We start from the raw sequence: 13,527 nt of genomic DNA, 5'->3' as shown, positions 1-13,527 counted from the left end.
TTCGTATTTCACTGCCTGGCTGGAGCCGATCACCTGCTCGGGCGGAATGCCGTAGACCTGCTGGGACCACGGCCGCATAAAGTCGATCGTGCCGCCCGACACGATGTAGGTCTTGAAGCCGCTGGCCCGCAGATAGGCGAGCAGTTCGAGTTGCGGTTGATACACGAGCGCGGTGTACGGCCGATTGAATTTCGGGTCGCGCGCGGTCGCCAGCCAGTTGCGCACGGTCTCGTCGTACGCGTCTACCGTCATGCCGCTATTCGCAGCGGCGATCAGCTGCAGCAACTCCTTCTGGTGGGTGGCGAGTGCTGCGCTGTCGTGCGCGGTTAGCGCCTTGAAGGCCGGGTTGTTTTTCCATTCGGGATGATCGGGCGCTGCGGCCTTGACCTGGTCCAGCAGGAAGACCAGCTGGAACGGGATGGGCTGCTCGCTCCACAAGGTGCCGTCGTTGTCGAACACCGCGACGCGCTGCGCCGCAGGCACGTAGTTCGGCGCGCCCTCGCGCGTGACATCGGCGACGAACTTCAGGATCGACTGCTTCGCTGCGCCGTTGCGCCAGGAGGGTAGCGGGTCGGTCGTGCTCGACACGCCGGTCTGCGCGGCGCCCGGACCATTACCTGAGCCTGCGCAGCCGGCCAGCGTCAGGGCAAACATCAACGCAAACAAGGCGTGGCCGATCTGGCCGGCAGCATGCCGAATCCAGCCGCGATGGTTCAGGCAATCCATTCGAACTCCTGCTTATATGGCACGGGCTTTACGGTCCACAAATGAAGCAGCGCTAGAGTCAGCAACCGCGCTGCCGGCTCACCCTCCACGGCTAGCGGCCCGATTGGCTTGTTGCTGGGCCGCCGGGTTGTCCTTCCAGGTGTCCTCGTCCATTACGATGCGGAAGCCGAGATGGGACATGCTGTTATAGGGATCCGTGCCGCGTCGCGCACTTGGCCGGTAACTCAGGCAATAGGCTTCGTTGCAGAGAAACGAGCCGCCGCGCGTGACCCGCTTGGGCGCATCCGCGGGCACGCCCGGGTCCGCTGGATCCCACGAGGCGCTCGGCCCAGCCGGGTTGTCGATCAGGCCGGTGTTGCTGGCCGACTCGCGGCGGAACTGGTCGGCGCGGTACCAGTCGGCCACCCACTGCCATGCATTGCCGGTCATGTCGGACAGGCCGTAGCCGTTCGCCGGAAAGCTGCCCACCGGGCTGGTGCCGAGCGCGCCGCCGGCCTTGGCGCTGACCACCGGGAATGGTTGCGCCTGCTGGCCTTGCCAGACATTCGCCATCTGTTTGCCGTCAGGCGAAAACTTGTTGCCCCACGTATAGGTGGCCTGGTCAAGACCGCCACGCGCAGCGAACTCCCACTCCGCCTCGGTCGGCAAGCGCCCGCCGGCCCATTTGGCATACGCTTGTGCATCCTCGTAGGACACCTGAACGACGGGATGATCGTCCTTGCCGATGATGTTGCTGTCGGGACCGTCCGGATGACGCCAGTTCGCTCCTGGCACGTAGCGCCACCAGCGCGAATAGTCTTCCAGCGAGACCGGCTGGTCCGTTCCGACGAACACCATAGCGCCCGGCACCAGTGCGCTATCGTCCGGTCGTGCCGTGCCGGGCGGCAACTGCACCTTGAGCGTGTCCCAGTCCGGCTTTTTCTCTGCCGTGGTCACATAGCCTGTCGTTTGGACAAACTTGCGGAACTCGGCATTGGTCACATGATGACGGTCCATCCAGAAGCCGTGCACGCGCACCTTGTGGGCTGGGCGCTCATTGGGCTGGGCGAGTTTGTAGTCGCTGCCCATCATGAATTCGCCGCCGGGGACCCACGCCATGCCTAGCGGGCCGCGTGTGCCGTCGCCATAGACCACACGTATTTCGGACGCCTTTGTATGTGTGCCGATCGCCCATGTCACCGCTGCGCCAAGAAAAGCGGGAAGCAGCACAAATGCCGCCACCCATAGCAGGATCTGGCGGAGCCGCTTCGCTTCGGGAAGGGGAGCCGACGTTATGCCGGCGCTCCGTAATGTGACAGTGCTCTGATTTTGCTTGCTCATGGTTTCGCTTCCAGGAGATGCACTACGTAGCCTTATCGGGTCGGAGTCGCCTCGCTCGAACTTCCCGTATATGCGATATGCGTTTTGCGAAAAGCGTTAGAAAACTCTCTGCATGAAATGCTTAATCAGAATTCTCAGCGGAAGATAAAACGGCCGGCCGGTTGCGTAATAACCGGCGTTATTTTTCAGAAACTGTATTTGTCATTCTCTCTGAATCGTTTTTTGAAACAATGCAGCGCTCTATATTCACGCGCTGGATATGCATGGCCGCGCTCTTCGGCAGCTACCTGTTCCCCTTAACCCCGCAGCCAGGCTGCGCGCCGATCTAGCGTGCCGGAGCGCAAGCGCCGCAATTGCCGGGCGACGGACGGGATGGCAACTCTTCATGAGAATGGAGATTAACAATAATTTTGTAAGACTTCACGATATTTTTCAAATGATTGCTAACGCCTTTGACGGATGATGTGGCGTGCGTTACCGTTAAAAATAGCCGGCGATATCCAGGCAATAAAAAACGAAACGATTAAATGGATTGACGCAATGCGCGAAACTATCTTGCGTTTTGAGGCGAGTGTGGACGAAGCCGTGGTTGGGCAGCATGCCGTGGTGCGGCAGATCCTTATCGCGCTGCTGGCAGACGGCCACGTGTTGCTCGAAAGCCTGCCGGGACTGGCCAAGACCCGTACGGTGAAGGCCATCGCCGCGCGGCTGGCCGCGACCATGAAACGTATCCAGTTCACGCCAGACCTGTTGCCCTCGGACATCACGGGCGGCGAGACGTTGTTGCAGGCCGGCACGGAGCGTACCTTGACGTTTCAACCTGGGCCCATTTTCGGCAACCTGATTCTGGCCGATGAGATCAACCGCGCCCCCGCGAAGGTTCAGTCTGCGTTGCTTGAAGCCATGGAAGAGCGGCAGGTGTCTGTCGCCGGCAAGACGCATCCCATGCCCGAACTGTTTCTCGTCATGGCCACGCAGAATCCGATCGAGCAGGAGGGCACCTATCCGTTGCCCGAGGCGCAGATGGACCGCTTTCTGTTGAAGGTGCTGATCAGCTATCCGTCGCCGGAGAGCGAGCGCGACATGCTGCGTCTGCTGCGACGCGAAAGTAGCACGACGCCATTGCCGGCTGAAACGCTTGCGCAGGACGTCATTTTCAAAGTGCGCGAGGCGGTGCGCCAGGTGTCGGTGGCGCCGGCGATCGACGAATACATTGTGTCGCTCGTCAATGCGACGCGGCATGCCGGCGAACTGGACCCGGAACTCGGTAAATGGATCGAGATCGGGGCGAGCCCGCGCGGGGCGATTGGTCTTGACCGTGCGAGCCGGGTGCAGGCGTGGCTTCAGGCGCGCGATTTCGTCACGCCGGACGATGTGCGTGCAGTGATTCATCCGGTGCTGCGTCATCGTCTGATCCTTTCGTACGATGCCAATGCAGAGAACGTTAGTGCAGATGCGGTGATCGACCGGCTGATCGAAAAAGTGGCCGTGCCGGCCTGAATCTCGCGCTGTGCGGCGACAAGGAGAATGTCGATGGCCGTGAGGTCCGCAACTACGCTCGGCCGCGTGTATGTCGACGCCGCGCATCTTGCGAAGCTTGAGTTCCGCGCCCGCGGCCTGAGCTTCGTTGCGCCGCCGCCGGTCTCGAGCATTCTGTCGGGCGACCACGCTTCGCGCCTGCGCGGGCGCGGCCTCAATTTCGAGGAGATTCGCGGCTATCTGCCGGGCGACGATATTCGTCATATCGACTGGAAGGTGTCCTTACGTTTGGGCAAGGCACAGGTGCGCACTTATACGGAGGAGCGCGACCGTCCGTTGCTGGTGGTCGTCGATCAGCGGATGAGCATGTTCTTCGGTTCGAACCGTGCCTTCAAGTCGGTGGTGGCGGCCGAGGCCGCGGCCCTTGCCGTATGGATGGGCTTCGCCGCCGGCGACCGGGTGGGTGGCGTGATTTTCGACGACAGCTCGGTTGTGCGCGTGAAGCCCTTGCGTAGCCGCAACCGCATCAAGCTGCTGTTCGGTGCGATCGCCAGAATGAACACTGCGTTGCATGCGGATAGCGTGCATCGCACCGACTACGGTCAGCTGGATAGCGCGCTCGAAGGTGTGCTGCATCTGGCGGCACACGACTATCTGATCTGCATCCTGAGCGACTTCGCCGGTGCGGGCGAGCGCACCCGGCAACTGCTACAGCAACTGTCGCGGCATAACGACGTGATTGCCGCGATGATCTTCGATCCGCTCTGGCAACACATGCCCGAACACCGCGCGCTGGTGGTGAGCGAAGGCCAACTGCAAGTCGAACTGCGGATCGACAACGAGCGGGTGCGGGTGCCGCTTGCGAGCATGCTCGAAGGGCGCGCGGCCGAGGTGGCGAAATTGCTGCGCTCGAGTGGGGTTCCATTGATGGCGCTGTCGACCGATGAACCTGCAGTCGATCAGGTGCGGCGGTTGTTTGGGCAACGTGCCCGCTTGCCGAGCGGAGCCGGCCTGTGATGGCGCCCGGAAGCCCTGCGGCCGCTCCGGCTCCCGCTCCCGCTGATACTCCAGGGGTGTTGCAGTCGCTGCAGGAATTGCCGCTACCGTCACCTGTTTCGTGGACGCCGCAGACGGCAGGGTGGATCGGCGTTGCGATCGTGCTGATCGCAGCCGCGTTATGCGGCGCATGGGCGGTATGGCGACGTCACGTCAGGAGACGCTATCGGCGGGTCGCGCTCGCACAGTTGGCTTGCATTGAAGCGGAACTGACGGACCCGGCGCAACGCGTGACGGCACTCGCGGCCATTCCGCCGTTGCTCAAGCGGGCCTCATTGGCTGCGGCGCCGCGTGAGCAGGTCGCCGCGCTCACGGGCGACGCGTGGCTGGCATTTCTCACACGGACACACGCGCACTTCGATACACAAAGCGGGGCGCTTCTTGCACTCGTCAGCTATGCCCCGGCGGAGCGGATCGCGGTGGTTTCGGAGCGCGATGCCACCGCGTTGCTGTGCGCGGCGCGCGACTGGATCGAGCACCATCATGTGGAAATTTGATTTCCCGTGGGCGTTCCTGTTGCTACCTGTGCCGATTCTGGTGTGGTGGCTGGTGCCGGCCTACCGCACGACGGCATCCGCGGTGCGCGTGCCGTTCTTTCACGAATTGGCCGACGCCGCCGGCGAAACCCCTGCGCCGGGCGGCGTACGCCTGCGCAGCAACTGGCTGCAGCGGCTGATGATGCCGCTGTTGTGGGCATTGCTGGTTGTCGCCGCAGCCAAACCCGTATTGGTCGAGCCGCCTGTCACGCATGAAGAACCCGCGCGCGACCTGATGCTGGCGATCGACCTGTCGCAATCGATGAGTTCGCGCGATTTCGTGAGCGTCTCGACCGGCGAGCGCATGGACCGGCTGACCGCCGTCAAGCGTGTGGTGAAGGACTTCGTCGCGCATCGCAAAGGGGACCGCATCGGCCTTGTCGTGTTCGGCCAGGCAGCTTATCCGCAGGCACCGCTGACGCTGGATCACGACAGCGCGCTGGTGCTGCTCGACCAGATGCAGATCGGCATGGCGGGCCCGCGTACGGCGATTGGCGATGCGATCGGCCTGACGGTGAAGCTGATGGACAACTCGCCGGCGCCGGAAAAAGTGCTGATCCTGCTGACCGACGGCAACGATACGGCCAGCGCGATACCCCCCGAACAGGCGGCGGAAATCGCCAAAGGGCACAAGCTGGTCATTCATACGATCGGCATTGGCGACCCTGAGGCGACCGGCGAGGACCGCGTGGATCTCGAGGCTTTGCAGCGGATCTCCGACATCACGGGCGGCCGGGCGTTTCGCGCGTTAGGCAAGGAGGAGGATCTGGTCGACGTGTACAGGACGCTCGATCGCATCACGCCCGAAAAAGTGAAACGTGAAATCTACCGGCCGCAACGCGATTTCTACTGGATTCCGCTAGCCGCTGCAGTGCTGTTGCTCACGCTGTACCACTGCCTGGCATTGCTAACGGCCACGCTGCGTGCGCCACGGCGTGACCCGGCTCCGGCGCGTGTTTTTCCCGCTAAGGTGCGTAACGAGGTGAGCGTTAAGGTGAGCACTGGGGCCAATCATGGAAATTGATCTCACGGCCTTTCATTTTCTGCGGCCGCTATGGCTCTGGCTACTGGTACCCGCCATCCTGCTGCCGGTCTGCTGGTTGCGCCGCCACGATGTGCGGGCCCGCTGGCGCAATATCATTGCGCCGGACCTGCTCGAGCATCTGATTGTTGGCGATAGCGCGAGGCGGCGCGTGCAGCCCATTCATACGCTGGCTCTTCTCATCGCGATTGGCGCGATCGCCGTCGCTGGACCCACGTGGCAGCAGGAGCGGCCACCCTTCACTCAGGACCAGGCGCCGCTCGTCGTCGTGCTCGAGCTCGCACGTTCGATGGATGCGACCGACGTCGCGCCCACCCGCCTCGAGCGTGCGAAGCAAAAAGTGCTCGACCTTGCGGCCGCGCGCAAAGGGGCGCGCACCGGACTGGTGGTCTTCTCTTCCACTGGCCACCTCGTCGTGCCGCCGACCGAGGATCCCGCCATGCTGCAGCTTTATGTGCCAGTACTATCGCCATCGCTGATGCCGGAGGATGGCAAGAACGTCGCAGCCGGGCTCGATATCGCCGAGCGACTGCTGGCGCATGATCCCGTCGCCGGCACGATCGTGTTGATGAGCGACGGTTTCGACGATCGCCAGGCCAGCGCATTTGTGGAAAAGGCCGGGCGGTCGCGGCACCAACTGCTGTGGCTCGCGGTCGGCACGGAAAACGGCGGACCGATTCTTGGAGCGGACGGGATGGTGCAGATGGACCCCGAAGGTCATCCGTTGATGGGTAGCTTCGACGCCGACGCGATCCGCAAGGTGGCCGACGAAGCCGGCATTCCGCTGGCGAGCATGCGCGTCGACAACGACGACGTCGTGTGGGTGCAGCACCGTGCGCGTGCGTGGCTCGCCGAGGCAGACGAATCGAAACGCGTGCCGCGCTGGCAGGAGTCCGGTTACTGGTTTCTGGTGCCGTTGTTGATCCTGGGTTTGCTGGGTTTTCGCCGCGGCTGGACCGTGAAATGGCTGCCCGTCGTTCTGATGGCGCTTGCCTGCGGTGCGGCGCCTCGCCATGCCGAGGCGGCCGCATGGGGTTCGTGGCACTGGCAGGACCTCTTTGCGACGCACGACCAGCAGGGCCGCTGGAGTTTCGAGCACGGCGACTTCAAGGCGGCAGCACAACGTTTCGACGATCCGATGTGGAAGGGGCGTGCCCAATACCTGGCCGGCAACTATGCAGGCTCACTCGAGACTTTTTCGCGGCTGAAAACGGCACAGTCGTATTTCTATATCGGCAACACGCTCGCGCATCTCGAAGACTACACGGGGGCCATCAAGGCTTTTGACAATGCATTGGCCCTGGACCCAACGCTCAGGCAGGCTGTGACAAACCGCCAGCTGATGCGGCAACTATTGATCAAGCCAAAACAGGATCCACAGAAAGATGAGGAAGACGAAGAATCTGACGACATCAAGATTCAGAAAAAGAAAGGTGGGGTCGAGCAAAGCACGCTGATGCCGGTACCGTCGGAGGATGTCTGGATGCGCAGCCTCAATATGTCTCCCGCCACGTTTTTGCGTCAGCGCTTCGAGCAGGAGTCGGGCGCGGCTAACGCGAGTACGCCATGAGCCTGCTGCGTCTGAATCGCTGGCTGTGCGTTCTCATGCTGCTTGCGGTAGCGGCAGCACGTGCCGCAGACAACACGCCACAGGCGATGGTGCGGGCGCACCTCGAACCGTCGGGCTCCGTCGTGGCGGGCAGTCAGATCAAGCTTGTCGTGGACTGCCTCACTACCAGCTGGTTTACGGAGGCGCCAGACTGGCCGCTCTTCGACGTAGCGGGTGCGATCGTCAGCCTGCCGGACGAGCAGGCTGAAAACCTCCACGAGGTCATCAACGGCGTGGACTGGTTTGGCGTAAGCCGGGCCTATCGCATTGTGCCGCAAACGGCTCAGGCGTTTGTTATCCACTCGTTCGCGATCACGGTTCAACCGGGGCAGATGAGCGGGCCGGTAAAGCTGATGACTCCAGAGCTGAAGTTTGCCGCCACGGTCCCCGCTGGAGCGGAGGGGATGCGCATCTTCTTTCCGACGCAAAAGCTGGTGGCGACCCAGCAGATCGAGCCTTCGCCGGCGCATGCCAAAGTAGGGGATGAGATCACGCGGACCGTGACGCAAAGAGCGACCGGCACGCAATCGATGCTCATTCCTCCGCTCGATTTTCCGGAAGTCGCGGGGTTAAAGCGCTATCCGGGGAACGCCACGACCAGGGATGTCGTGGAGGACAGGGCGGGGCTGGTAGCGGGTGAGCGAACCGATACCGCGACCTATCGGATCGAGCATGGCGGCAAGCTCAGGTTACCGGCGCTCACCATCGAGTGGTGGAATACGGCGGCACGCAGGAAGGAAACCATCGTCTTGCCGGAAGTGACTATTTCGGCGGTCGCGGCGACGGAAAAGCCAATCTTTGCGATTCCGGTCAATTCGCTCGGCAATGGCGCGGCACACCGGATCATCGTGGTAGACCGGGAGCAGATTGTGATTGCGGGCCTGATAGTGGCGTTGTTATCGGCGCTGGTTTGGGCGTATCCGCGCCTGGTGCGGTTCTATCAATCAGCCCAACGTTATATGCGCGAGGCCCGGCTTCGCCGTGCCGATGGTGCTGCGCCCGCCTGGCGCGCGTTGCGGCGCGCGACGCGTGAAGGCGTCCCGCAACACATTGTTCCAGCGCTTTACCGCTGGATGGACAAGAGTGGTGAATTCGGACATCCAGCGCGGATAGACGGCAGCGAGGGACTTGAACCTCTGGTGAATATCATCAACAGTCACTATTCCAACGGTGTCATGGGAGAGGTTCAGTGGACTGCAGTCGAGCGTGCGCTTCTGCGGACCACGAAGCGCGCGAGGAAACAGAGAAAGAAGCAATCTTCTCTTCCCCCTCTGAACCGCTATTGATTACTGCGCGATCTCGCCGCGATCGTTGATTCCCCGAACGATACCCATATGCTATGAACGGTCCCGGTTGCGAGTCCGGGTGGCGCCCGTGATGATCGCAACGCCGAGCATGATGACCGCGACGATTTCGATCGTGTGCTGGGAGACGTGCATGGCGATGAGCGCCCAGCACACGCCGCCTATCAGAATGATCCAACCGACAAGATAAATGACCAGGGTCATCGTTTTCTCCTTTGTGGTCGACGGCTGCGACGGGCTGCCTGCCTGTCACGCTTCATCCCGGTGCGGTCGTCGAATGATGGGGCTGGCGCGAGTGATCAGCCGGTCTGTTGAGTAGCAGATTCCGCGCCTGAGGCGGCCGACCGAAGCCCGAACCCGAGCCTGGCCAACGCCGCTAACGTGTCCCGTCACCCACCCGCAAGCCGACAACATTCTTCAGATAGCGCTCGAGCGACGCCAGATCCTCCGGCTCACCGCGCACAGCAACGACCTGGTCAGGTCTGATCAGCACCCATCCTGCGCCTTTGAAGCCGTAGCGTCGGCGCGCCTCGCCGGACGGATCGTCAGCAGCATCGAGCGCCACGATCTGGACCGCATCGGTATGTGGTGCAACCAGCGTCTCGGCACGCGCCACCTCGGCGCCATCGCGAAACGCGATCAACGTGTGACGTGCATCGAGCAGTGGCCATAGCGTGCGCGGCGTTCCGTCGACTGCAGCGCTCCAGTGCAGATCGAGCGCACGCGTGCCGGGCAAGCCGCGCGACGGATGACGCGCACTTTCGGCGAGCGCAACCAGCGGACCGTCGTGATAGGTCACGTCCGTCTCGGCCATCTCGGTGCGCAATCGCTCCTGCAATGCAGGCACATGATCGAGCACGGACACCGCCGCGTCGCGTGCGAGACGTGCAAGCGGATGCGGCGCCATGCCGACGTGTAGCAGTCGCGCCGCATTGGCGATCACGTTACGCGCGACCGGTCGCCGTTCGGCCTCGTAGCTGTCGAGCAGCGTCGCGGCGTCGCCGCGCCCCTGCAGCACGTAGGCGAGCTTCCAGCCGAGGTTCGCCGCGTCCTGGATCCCGGTGTTCATCCCCTGGCCGCCTGCGGGACTGTGAATGTGCGCAGCATCGCCGGCGAGAAACACGCGACCCTGGCGATAGCGCGCCGCGAGTCGCTCGTTGATCCGAAACGTCGACAGCCAGCCGGGTTCCGATAACGTCGCGCCCGGCGGCCCGTGGCGCGTGATCTTCTGCTGCAGTTCATCGAGGGTCGGCGGCTCTTCGCCGCGCGCCGCCGCTTCATCATCGACGCGGCGGCTGATCACCCGCCATACGTCATAAGCGAACGGAAACAGCGCGACCGTGCCGCCGCCGTGCCACCAGATGTGAATGCTGTGCCGGTCGAGATCGACTCCGTCAATGCGCACGTCGCCTAGCAGATACGTGTCCGGTTCCGTCTCCCCCTCGAACGCGATACCGAGTACATGCCGCGCCGCGCTGCGCGCGCCGTCGGCGCCGACCAGCCACGAGGCAGTCGTGCTCTCGATTCGTCCATCGGCGTGCCGCAGCGTCGCCGTCACCGTATCGGATGCTTCGCTGAGGCCAATCAGTTCCACCCCACGGTCGATCACGCCGCCCATATCGATGAACCTCGCCGTGAGGATCGCTTCGGTTTGCGACTGAGGGAGCAGAAGGGGATTGGGATGGGCGCTGTCGATGCCGTCCTGCATCGACACGCGCGCAAGCCGCCGCGCGCCATCGCCGAACGTCACCGCGCTCATCGCCACGGCAGCCTCGTCGAACGCCGCGCCGACGCCGAGGCTGCTCAACACCTCAAGGCTCGCAGGCCATACGGCGAGCGCTTTCGACAGGTCCGCGGGCTTCTCGAGCCTGTCGATCACCCGGGTCGCGATGCCGTAACGACGCAGCGTCAGCGCCAGCGTCAAGCCGGTCGGGCCGGCGCCGACGATCAAAACAGGGGTGTGCTGGTCCATGGCGAATTTCTCCCAAGATTGGCGGGTATCGGCATCAAGAGTAGATGGCGTATGACCCATCCGGTAAAGCCCGCTTTTAGCCGACGCAAGGGGCACGCCCGCGCTACCCGCTGACGCCGCGAACGATGCCGCCTTGGTGAAAGGCCCGATTGCAAATTTTTTTCAAAGCCGCATGATGGTGTAAGTATTTAATAAATGTTCCAGAAGCGCGTACCATAGCGGGTTCGCCGTCCTTGCCCACACCACAAGCCACGATTTATGACGCAGGAATCGACCCCTCCCGCCTCACCCGCAGCACCTGTCCAACATCCGCCGCTACAAGGCGGCCAGCTTGTGATCGCGACGATCGTGGTCGCGCTTGCGACCTTTATGACGGTTCTGGATACATCAATTGCGAACGTGGCGGTCCCCAATCTGTCGGGCAACCTCGGTGTGTCCGTCGACGAAGGGACGTGGGTCATCACGATCTTCGCGGCCGCCAATGCCGTGTCCATTCCGCTGACGGGGTGGCTCACGCAGCAGATCGGTCAGATCCGGCTTTTCGTCGGCGCGATCCTGATGTTCGTGTTTGCCTCGTGGCTCTGCGGCATCGCACCGGACCTGCCGTTCCTGCTGGGCGCGCGGATTCTGCAGGGACTCGTGGCAGGGCCGCTCATTCCGTTGTCTCAGGCTGTCTTGCTCAGTTCCTATCCGAAGGCCCGGGCCAACATGGCGTTAGCGCTCTGGGCAATGACTGCCACCGTGGGCCCGATCGCGGGGCCGGTGCTCGGCGGCTGGATCACGGACAACTACAGCTGGTCCTGGATCTTTTACGTCAACATTCCGGTCGGCTTTATCGCCGCCGGCGCCACCTGGTTCATTTACCGCAAGCGCGAAACGCCGACCAAAAAACTGCCGATCGACGGCGTCGGTCTCGCGCTGCTCGTCACATGGGTCGGATCGCTTCAGGTGATGCTCGACAAGGGGCGGGATCTCGATTGGTTCGCGTCTCCGTTCATCGTTGCGCTAGCGCTGATTGCGCTCGTCAGCTTCGCGTTCTTCCTCGTGTGGGAGTTGACCGAGAAGCATCCGGTCGTCGACCTCCGGCTCTTCGCGTTGCGCAATTTCAGCAGCGGCACGATTGCAATTTCGGTCTCCTACGCGCTGTATTTCGGCAACCTCGTGCTGTTGCCGCAGTGGATGCAGGAGTATCTCGGCTATCGCGCTTTCGACGCGGGTCTCGTCACCGCACCTGTTGGTATTTTCACGGTTCTGCTTTCGCCTTTTATCGGGCGCATGCTGCAATTAGTGGACGCCCGGGTGCTCGTGTCCGTCGCTTTCGTGGGTCTGGCGGGCGTGTTCTTCATGCGCACGCAGTATGTGAGTTCGGTGGACGCGTGGCATCTGGTGATCCCGACCTTGCTGCAGGGCATTCCGACCGTCCTCTGGTTCGTTCCGCTCGTGTCGATCATCCTCTCGGGGCTCCCGCCCGAACGTATTCCAGCGGCGGCCGGGCTCTCCAATTTCGCGCGTATTTTCTGCGGTGCGGTCGGCACGTCCATCGCGGGTACGGTGTGGGGTCACCGCACCGCCGTGCATCACGTTCGACTCATGGAGCAGGCGAACATCGACAACCCGGTTTTCAATGCAACCATCGCGTCGTTGCAATCGCAACTACATCTGGATGTGGGGGCCGCGCACGCAATGTTTGAATCGATGGTCACGAGTCAGGCTGCGGTCATGGGGCTGGACGATTTCTTCTATGCGTCCACGTTCATCTTCATTCTCATCATCCCGCTGATCTGGATCACCCGGCCGGCGAAGGGCGGAGCGGACTCTGGGGAAGCGTCCGCGGCGCATTGAGCCTGGCCGGGATCTCCGGGATAGTGCGATGCTGCGAATGGCGGCGATGCAGAAGCGAGGACCGGTGAGTCACAAGGCTTACCAGGTGCCGGCGGCCGTCACATCAATCCAGCGTCTGCCGGTACGGCGTGCCGGATTCGCCACGGGCTTGTCGGTGACGATCTGCGCTGGCCGACTGGTATGGCGCATCATCTCCGCTGCCACGTCTTCGCTCAACCAGTGCCACCGTGACGTGTTCCGCCTCCCGAGAAGAATCAGGTCGGCTCCCGTCTCTTCCGCAACGGCGGCAATCGCGCTGCCCACCGTCATGCCGGAAAACGGCAGCGTCACCATGCGGACTTCCGCCGGCAGCGCATGAGCATCCAGCACACTCCGGACGTGTGCGACGACCCGGTGCCCGTGTGCTTCCATGGCCTCGACGATCAGGCCGAAGTTGCAGTCCGCACCCCCAATATAGCTGGGCGATGGATCCACTACGTGGAGTGCAACAATTTGCGCATCGTACTTTCGCGCGGCTTCGATGGCGGGTGCCAGGACGCTATCGGCGGAGCTTGTACTGACTGCAACGAGAATCTTCTTGAACATGGTAGGTATCCTCAAGTATTTGCCAGGCAGGGCACGGCAACGGGTTGGTGCTCTCC

Annotated in this window: 12 protein-coding genes; 7 read left to right on the top strand and 5 right to left on the bottom strand. The window is 62.7% G+C overall.

From position 1 onward, the window contains the following. Both M0954_RS28535 and M0954_RS28530 read right to left on the bottom strand, forming a co-directional pair. The coding region (locus M0954_RS28535) for an HAD family hydrolase (RefSeq protein WP_297356836.1) at positions 1-726 on the bottom strand (726 nt) is incomplete at its 3' end. Between the two features lie 78 nt (positions 727-804). Then, the gene (locus M0954_RS28530; protein ID WP_122155786.1) at positions 805-2,046 is read right to left on the bottom strand and encodes a formylglycine-generating enzyme family protein; all 1,242 of its coding nucleotides are present in this window, start codon (positions 2,044-2,046) and stop codon (positions 805-807) included. Positions 2,047-2,586: 540 nt separating this feature from the next. Here M0954_RS28530 and M0954_RS28525 point away from each other — a divergent pair. The 6 genes from M0954_RS28525 (at position 2,587) to M0954_RS28500 (ending at position 9,054) form a co-directional block, all read left to right on the top strand. Further along, on the top strand, positions 2,587-3,546 hold the full coding sequence (locus M0954_RS28525; RefSeq protein ID WP_123387369.1) for a MoxR family ATPase: 960 nt from the start codon (positions 2,587-2,589) through the stop codon (positions 3,544-3,546). Positions 3,547-3,579: 33 nt separating this feature from the next. After that, a complete protein-coding gene (locus M0954_RS28520; RefSeq protein ID WP_133894867.1) occupies positions 3,580-4,542 on the top strand; it encodes a DUF58 domain-containing protein in 963 nt (320 codons plus the stop codon). Further along, positions 4,542-5,078 (top strand): DUF4381 domain-containing protein, encoded by a 537-nt coding sequence (locus tag M0954_RS28515; protein WP_297356834.1) that lies wholly within the window; start codon positions 4,542-4,544, stop codon positions 5,076-5,078. Before M0954_RS28520 ends, M0954_RS28515 begins: the two co-directional genes overlap by 1 nt. Continuing rightward, the gene (locus M0954_RS28510; protein WP_123387366.1) at positions 5,065-6,141 is read left to right on the top strand and encodes a VWA domain-containing protein; all 1,077 of its coding nucleotides are present in this window, start codon (positions 5,065-5,067) and stop codon (positions 6,139-6,141) included. The genes M0954_RS28515 and M0954_RS28510 overlap by 14 nt, the downstream gene beginning before the upstream one ends. Beyond that, entirely contained in the window at positions 6,131-7,729 is a 1,599-nt protein-coding gene (locus tag M0954_RS28505; protein ID WP_297356832.1) for a VWA domain-containing protein, read from the top strand. Before M0954_RS28510 ends, M0954_RS28505 begins: the two co-directional genes overlap by 11 nt. 122 nt (positions 7,730-7,851) lie before the next feature. Then, complete coding sequence (locus M0954_RS28500; RefSeq protein ID WP_297356830.1) at positions 7,852-9,054, top strand: hypothetical protein; 1,203 nt, start codon at positions 7,852-7,854, stop codon at positions 9,052-9,054. Between the two features lie 51 nt (positions 9,055-9,105). On the opposite strand, the gene M0954_RS28495 is transcribed toward M0954_RS28500, so the two are convergent. Both M0954_RS28495 and M0954_RS28490 read right to left on the bottom strand, forming a co-directional pair. Further along, on the bottom strand, positions 9,106-9,276 hold the full coding sequence (locus M0954_RS28495) for a hypothetical protein (RefSeq protein ID WP_183143209.1): 171 nt from the start codon (positions 9,274-9,276) through the stop codon (positions 9,106-9,108). 172 nt (positions 9,277-9,448) lie between these two features. Next, positions 9,449-11,044 carry an FAD-dependent monooxygenase gene (locus M0954_RS28490; RefSeq protein ID WP_297356828.1) on the bottom strand — a complete coding sequence of 532 codons (1,596 nt, stop codon included), beginning with the start codon at positions 11,042-11,044 and terminating at the stop codon, positions 9,449-9,451. Positions 11,045-11,302: 258 nt separating this feature from the next. On the opposite strand from M0954_RS28490, the gene M0954_RS28485 reads away from it, so the two are divergent. Further along, the gene (locus M0954_RS28485) at positions 11,303-12,886 is read left to right on the top strand and encodes a DHA2 family efflux MFS transporter permease subunit (RefSeq protein WP_122155794.1); all 1,584 of its coding nucleotides are present in this window, start codon (positions 11,303-11,305) and stop codon (positions 12,884-12,886) included. 78 nt (positions 12,887-12,964) lie between these two features. Here the strand turns inward: M0954_RS28485 and M0954_RS28480 are convergent, their stop codons facing one another. Continuing rightward, positions 12,965-13,471 (bottom strand): universal stress protein, encoded by a 507-nt coding sequence (locus tag M0954_RS28480; RefSeq protein WP_297356827.1) that lies wholly within the window; start codon positions 13,469-13,471, stop codon positions 12,965-12,967. Positions 13,472-13,527 lie beyond the last annotated feature (56 nt).

The organism is Paraburkholderia sp. (assembly GCF_026225065.1).
GTDB lineage: Bacteria > Pseudomonadota > Gammaproteobacteria > Burkholderiales > Burkholderiaceae > Paraburkholderia.
Note: the sequence above shows the minus strand (reverse complement) of the source record. Positions and strands in the feature narration are given on the sequence as shown.

Coding starts and splice junctions, on each gene's coding strand:
- M0954_RS28530 (WP_122155786.1), bottom strand. CDS start 2,046: ATGAGCAAGCAAAATCAGAGCACTGTCACATTACGGAGCGCCGGCATA.
- M0954_RS28525 (WP_123387369.1), top strand. CDS start 2,587: ATGCGCGAAACTATCTTGCGTTTTGAGGCGAGTGTGGACGAAGCCGTG.
- M0954_RS28520 (WP_133894867.1), top strand. CDS start 3,580: ATGGCCGTGAGGTCCGCAACTACGCTCGGCCGCGTGTATGTCGACGCC.
- M0954_RS28515 (WP_297356834.1), top strand. CDS start 4,542: ATGGCGCCCGGAAGCCCTGCGGCCGCTCCGGCTCCCGCTCCCGCTGAT.
- M0954_RS28510 (WP_123387366.1), top strand. CDS start 5,065: ATGTGGAAATTTGATTTCCCGTGGGCGTTCCTGTTGCTACCTGTGCCG.
- M0954_RS28505 (WP_297356832.1), top strand. CDS start 6,131: ATGGAAATTGATCTCACGGCCTTTCATTTTCTGCGGCCGCTATGGCTC.
- M0954_RS28495 (WP_183143209.1), bottom strand. CDS start 9,276: ATGACCCTGGTCATTTATCTTGTCGGTTGGATCATTCTGATAGGCGGC.
- M0954_RS28490 (WP_297356828.1), bottom strand. CDS start 11,044: ATGGACCAGCACACCCCTGTTTTGATCGTCGGCGCCGGCCCGACCGGC.
- M0954_RS28485 (WP_122155794.1), top strand. CDS start 11,303: ATGACGCAGGAATCGACCCCTCCCGCCTCACCCGCAGCACCTGTCCAA.
- M0954_RS28480 (WP_297356827.1), bottom strand. CDS start 13,471: ATGTTCAAGAAGATTCTCGTTGCAGTCAGTACAAGCTCCGCCGATAGC.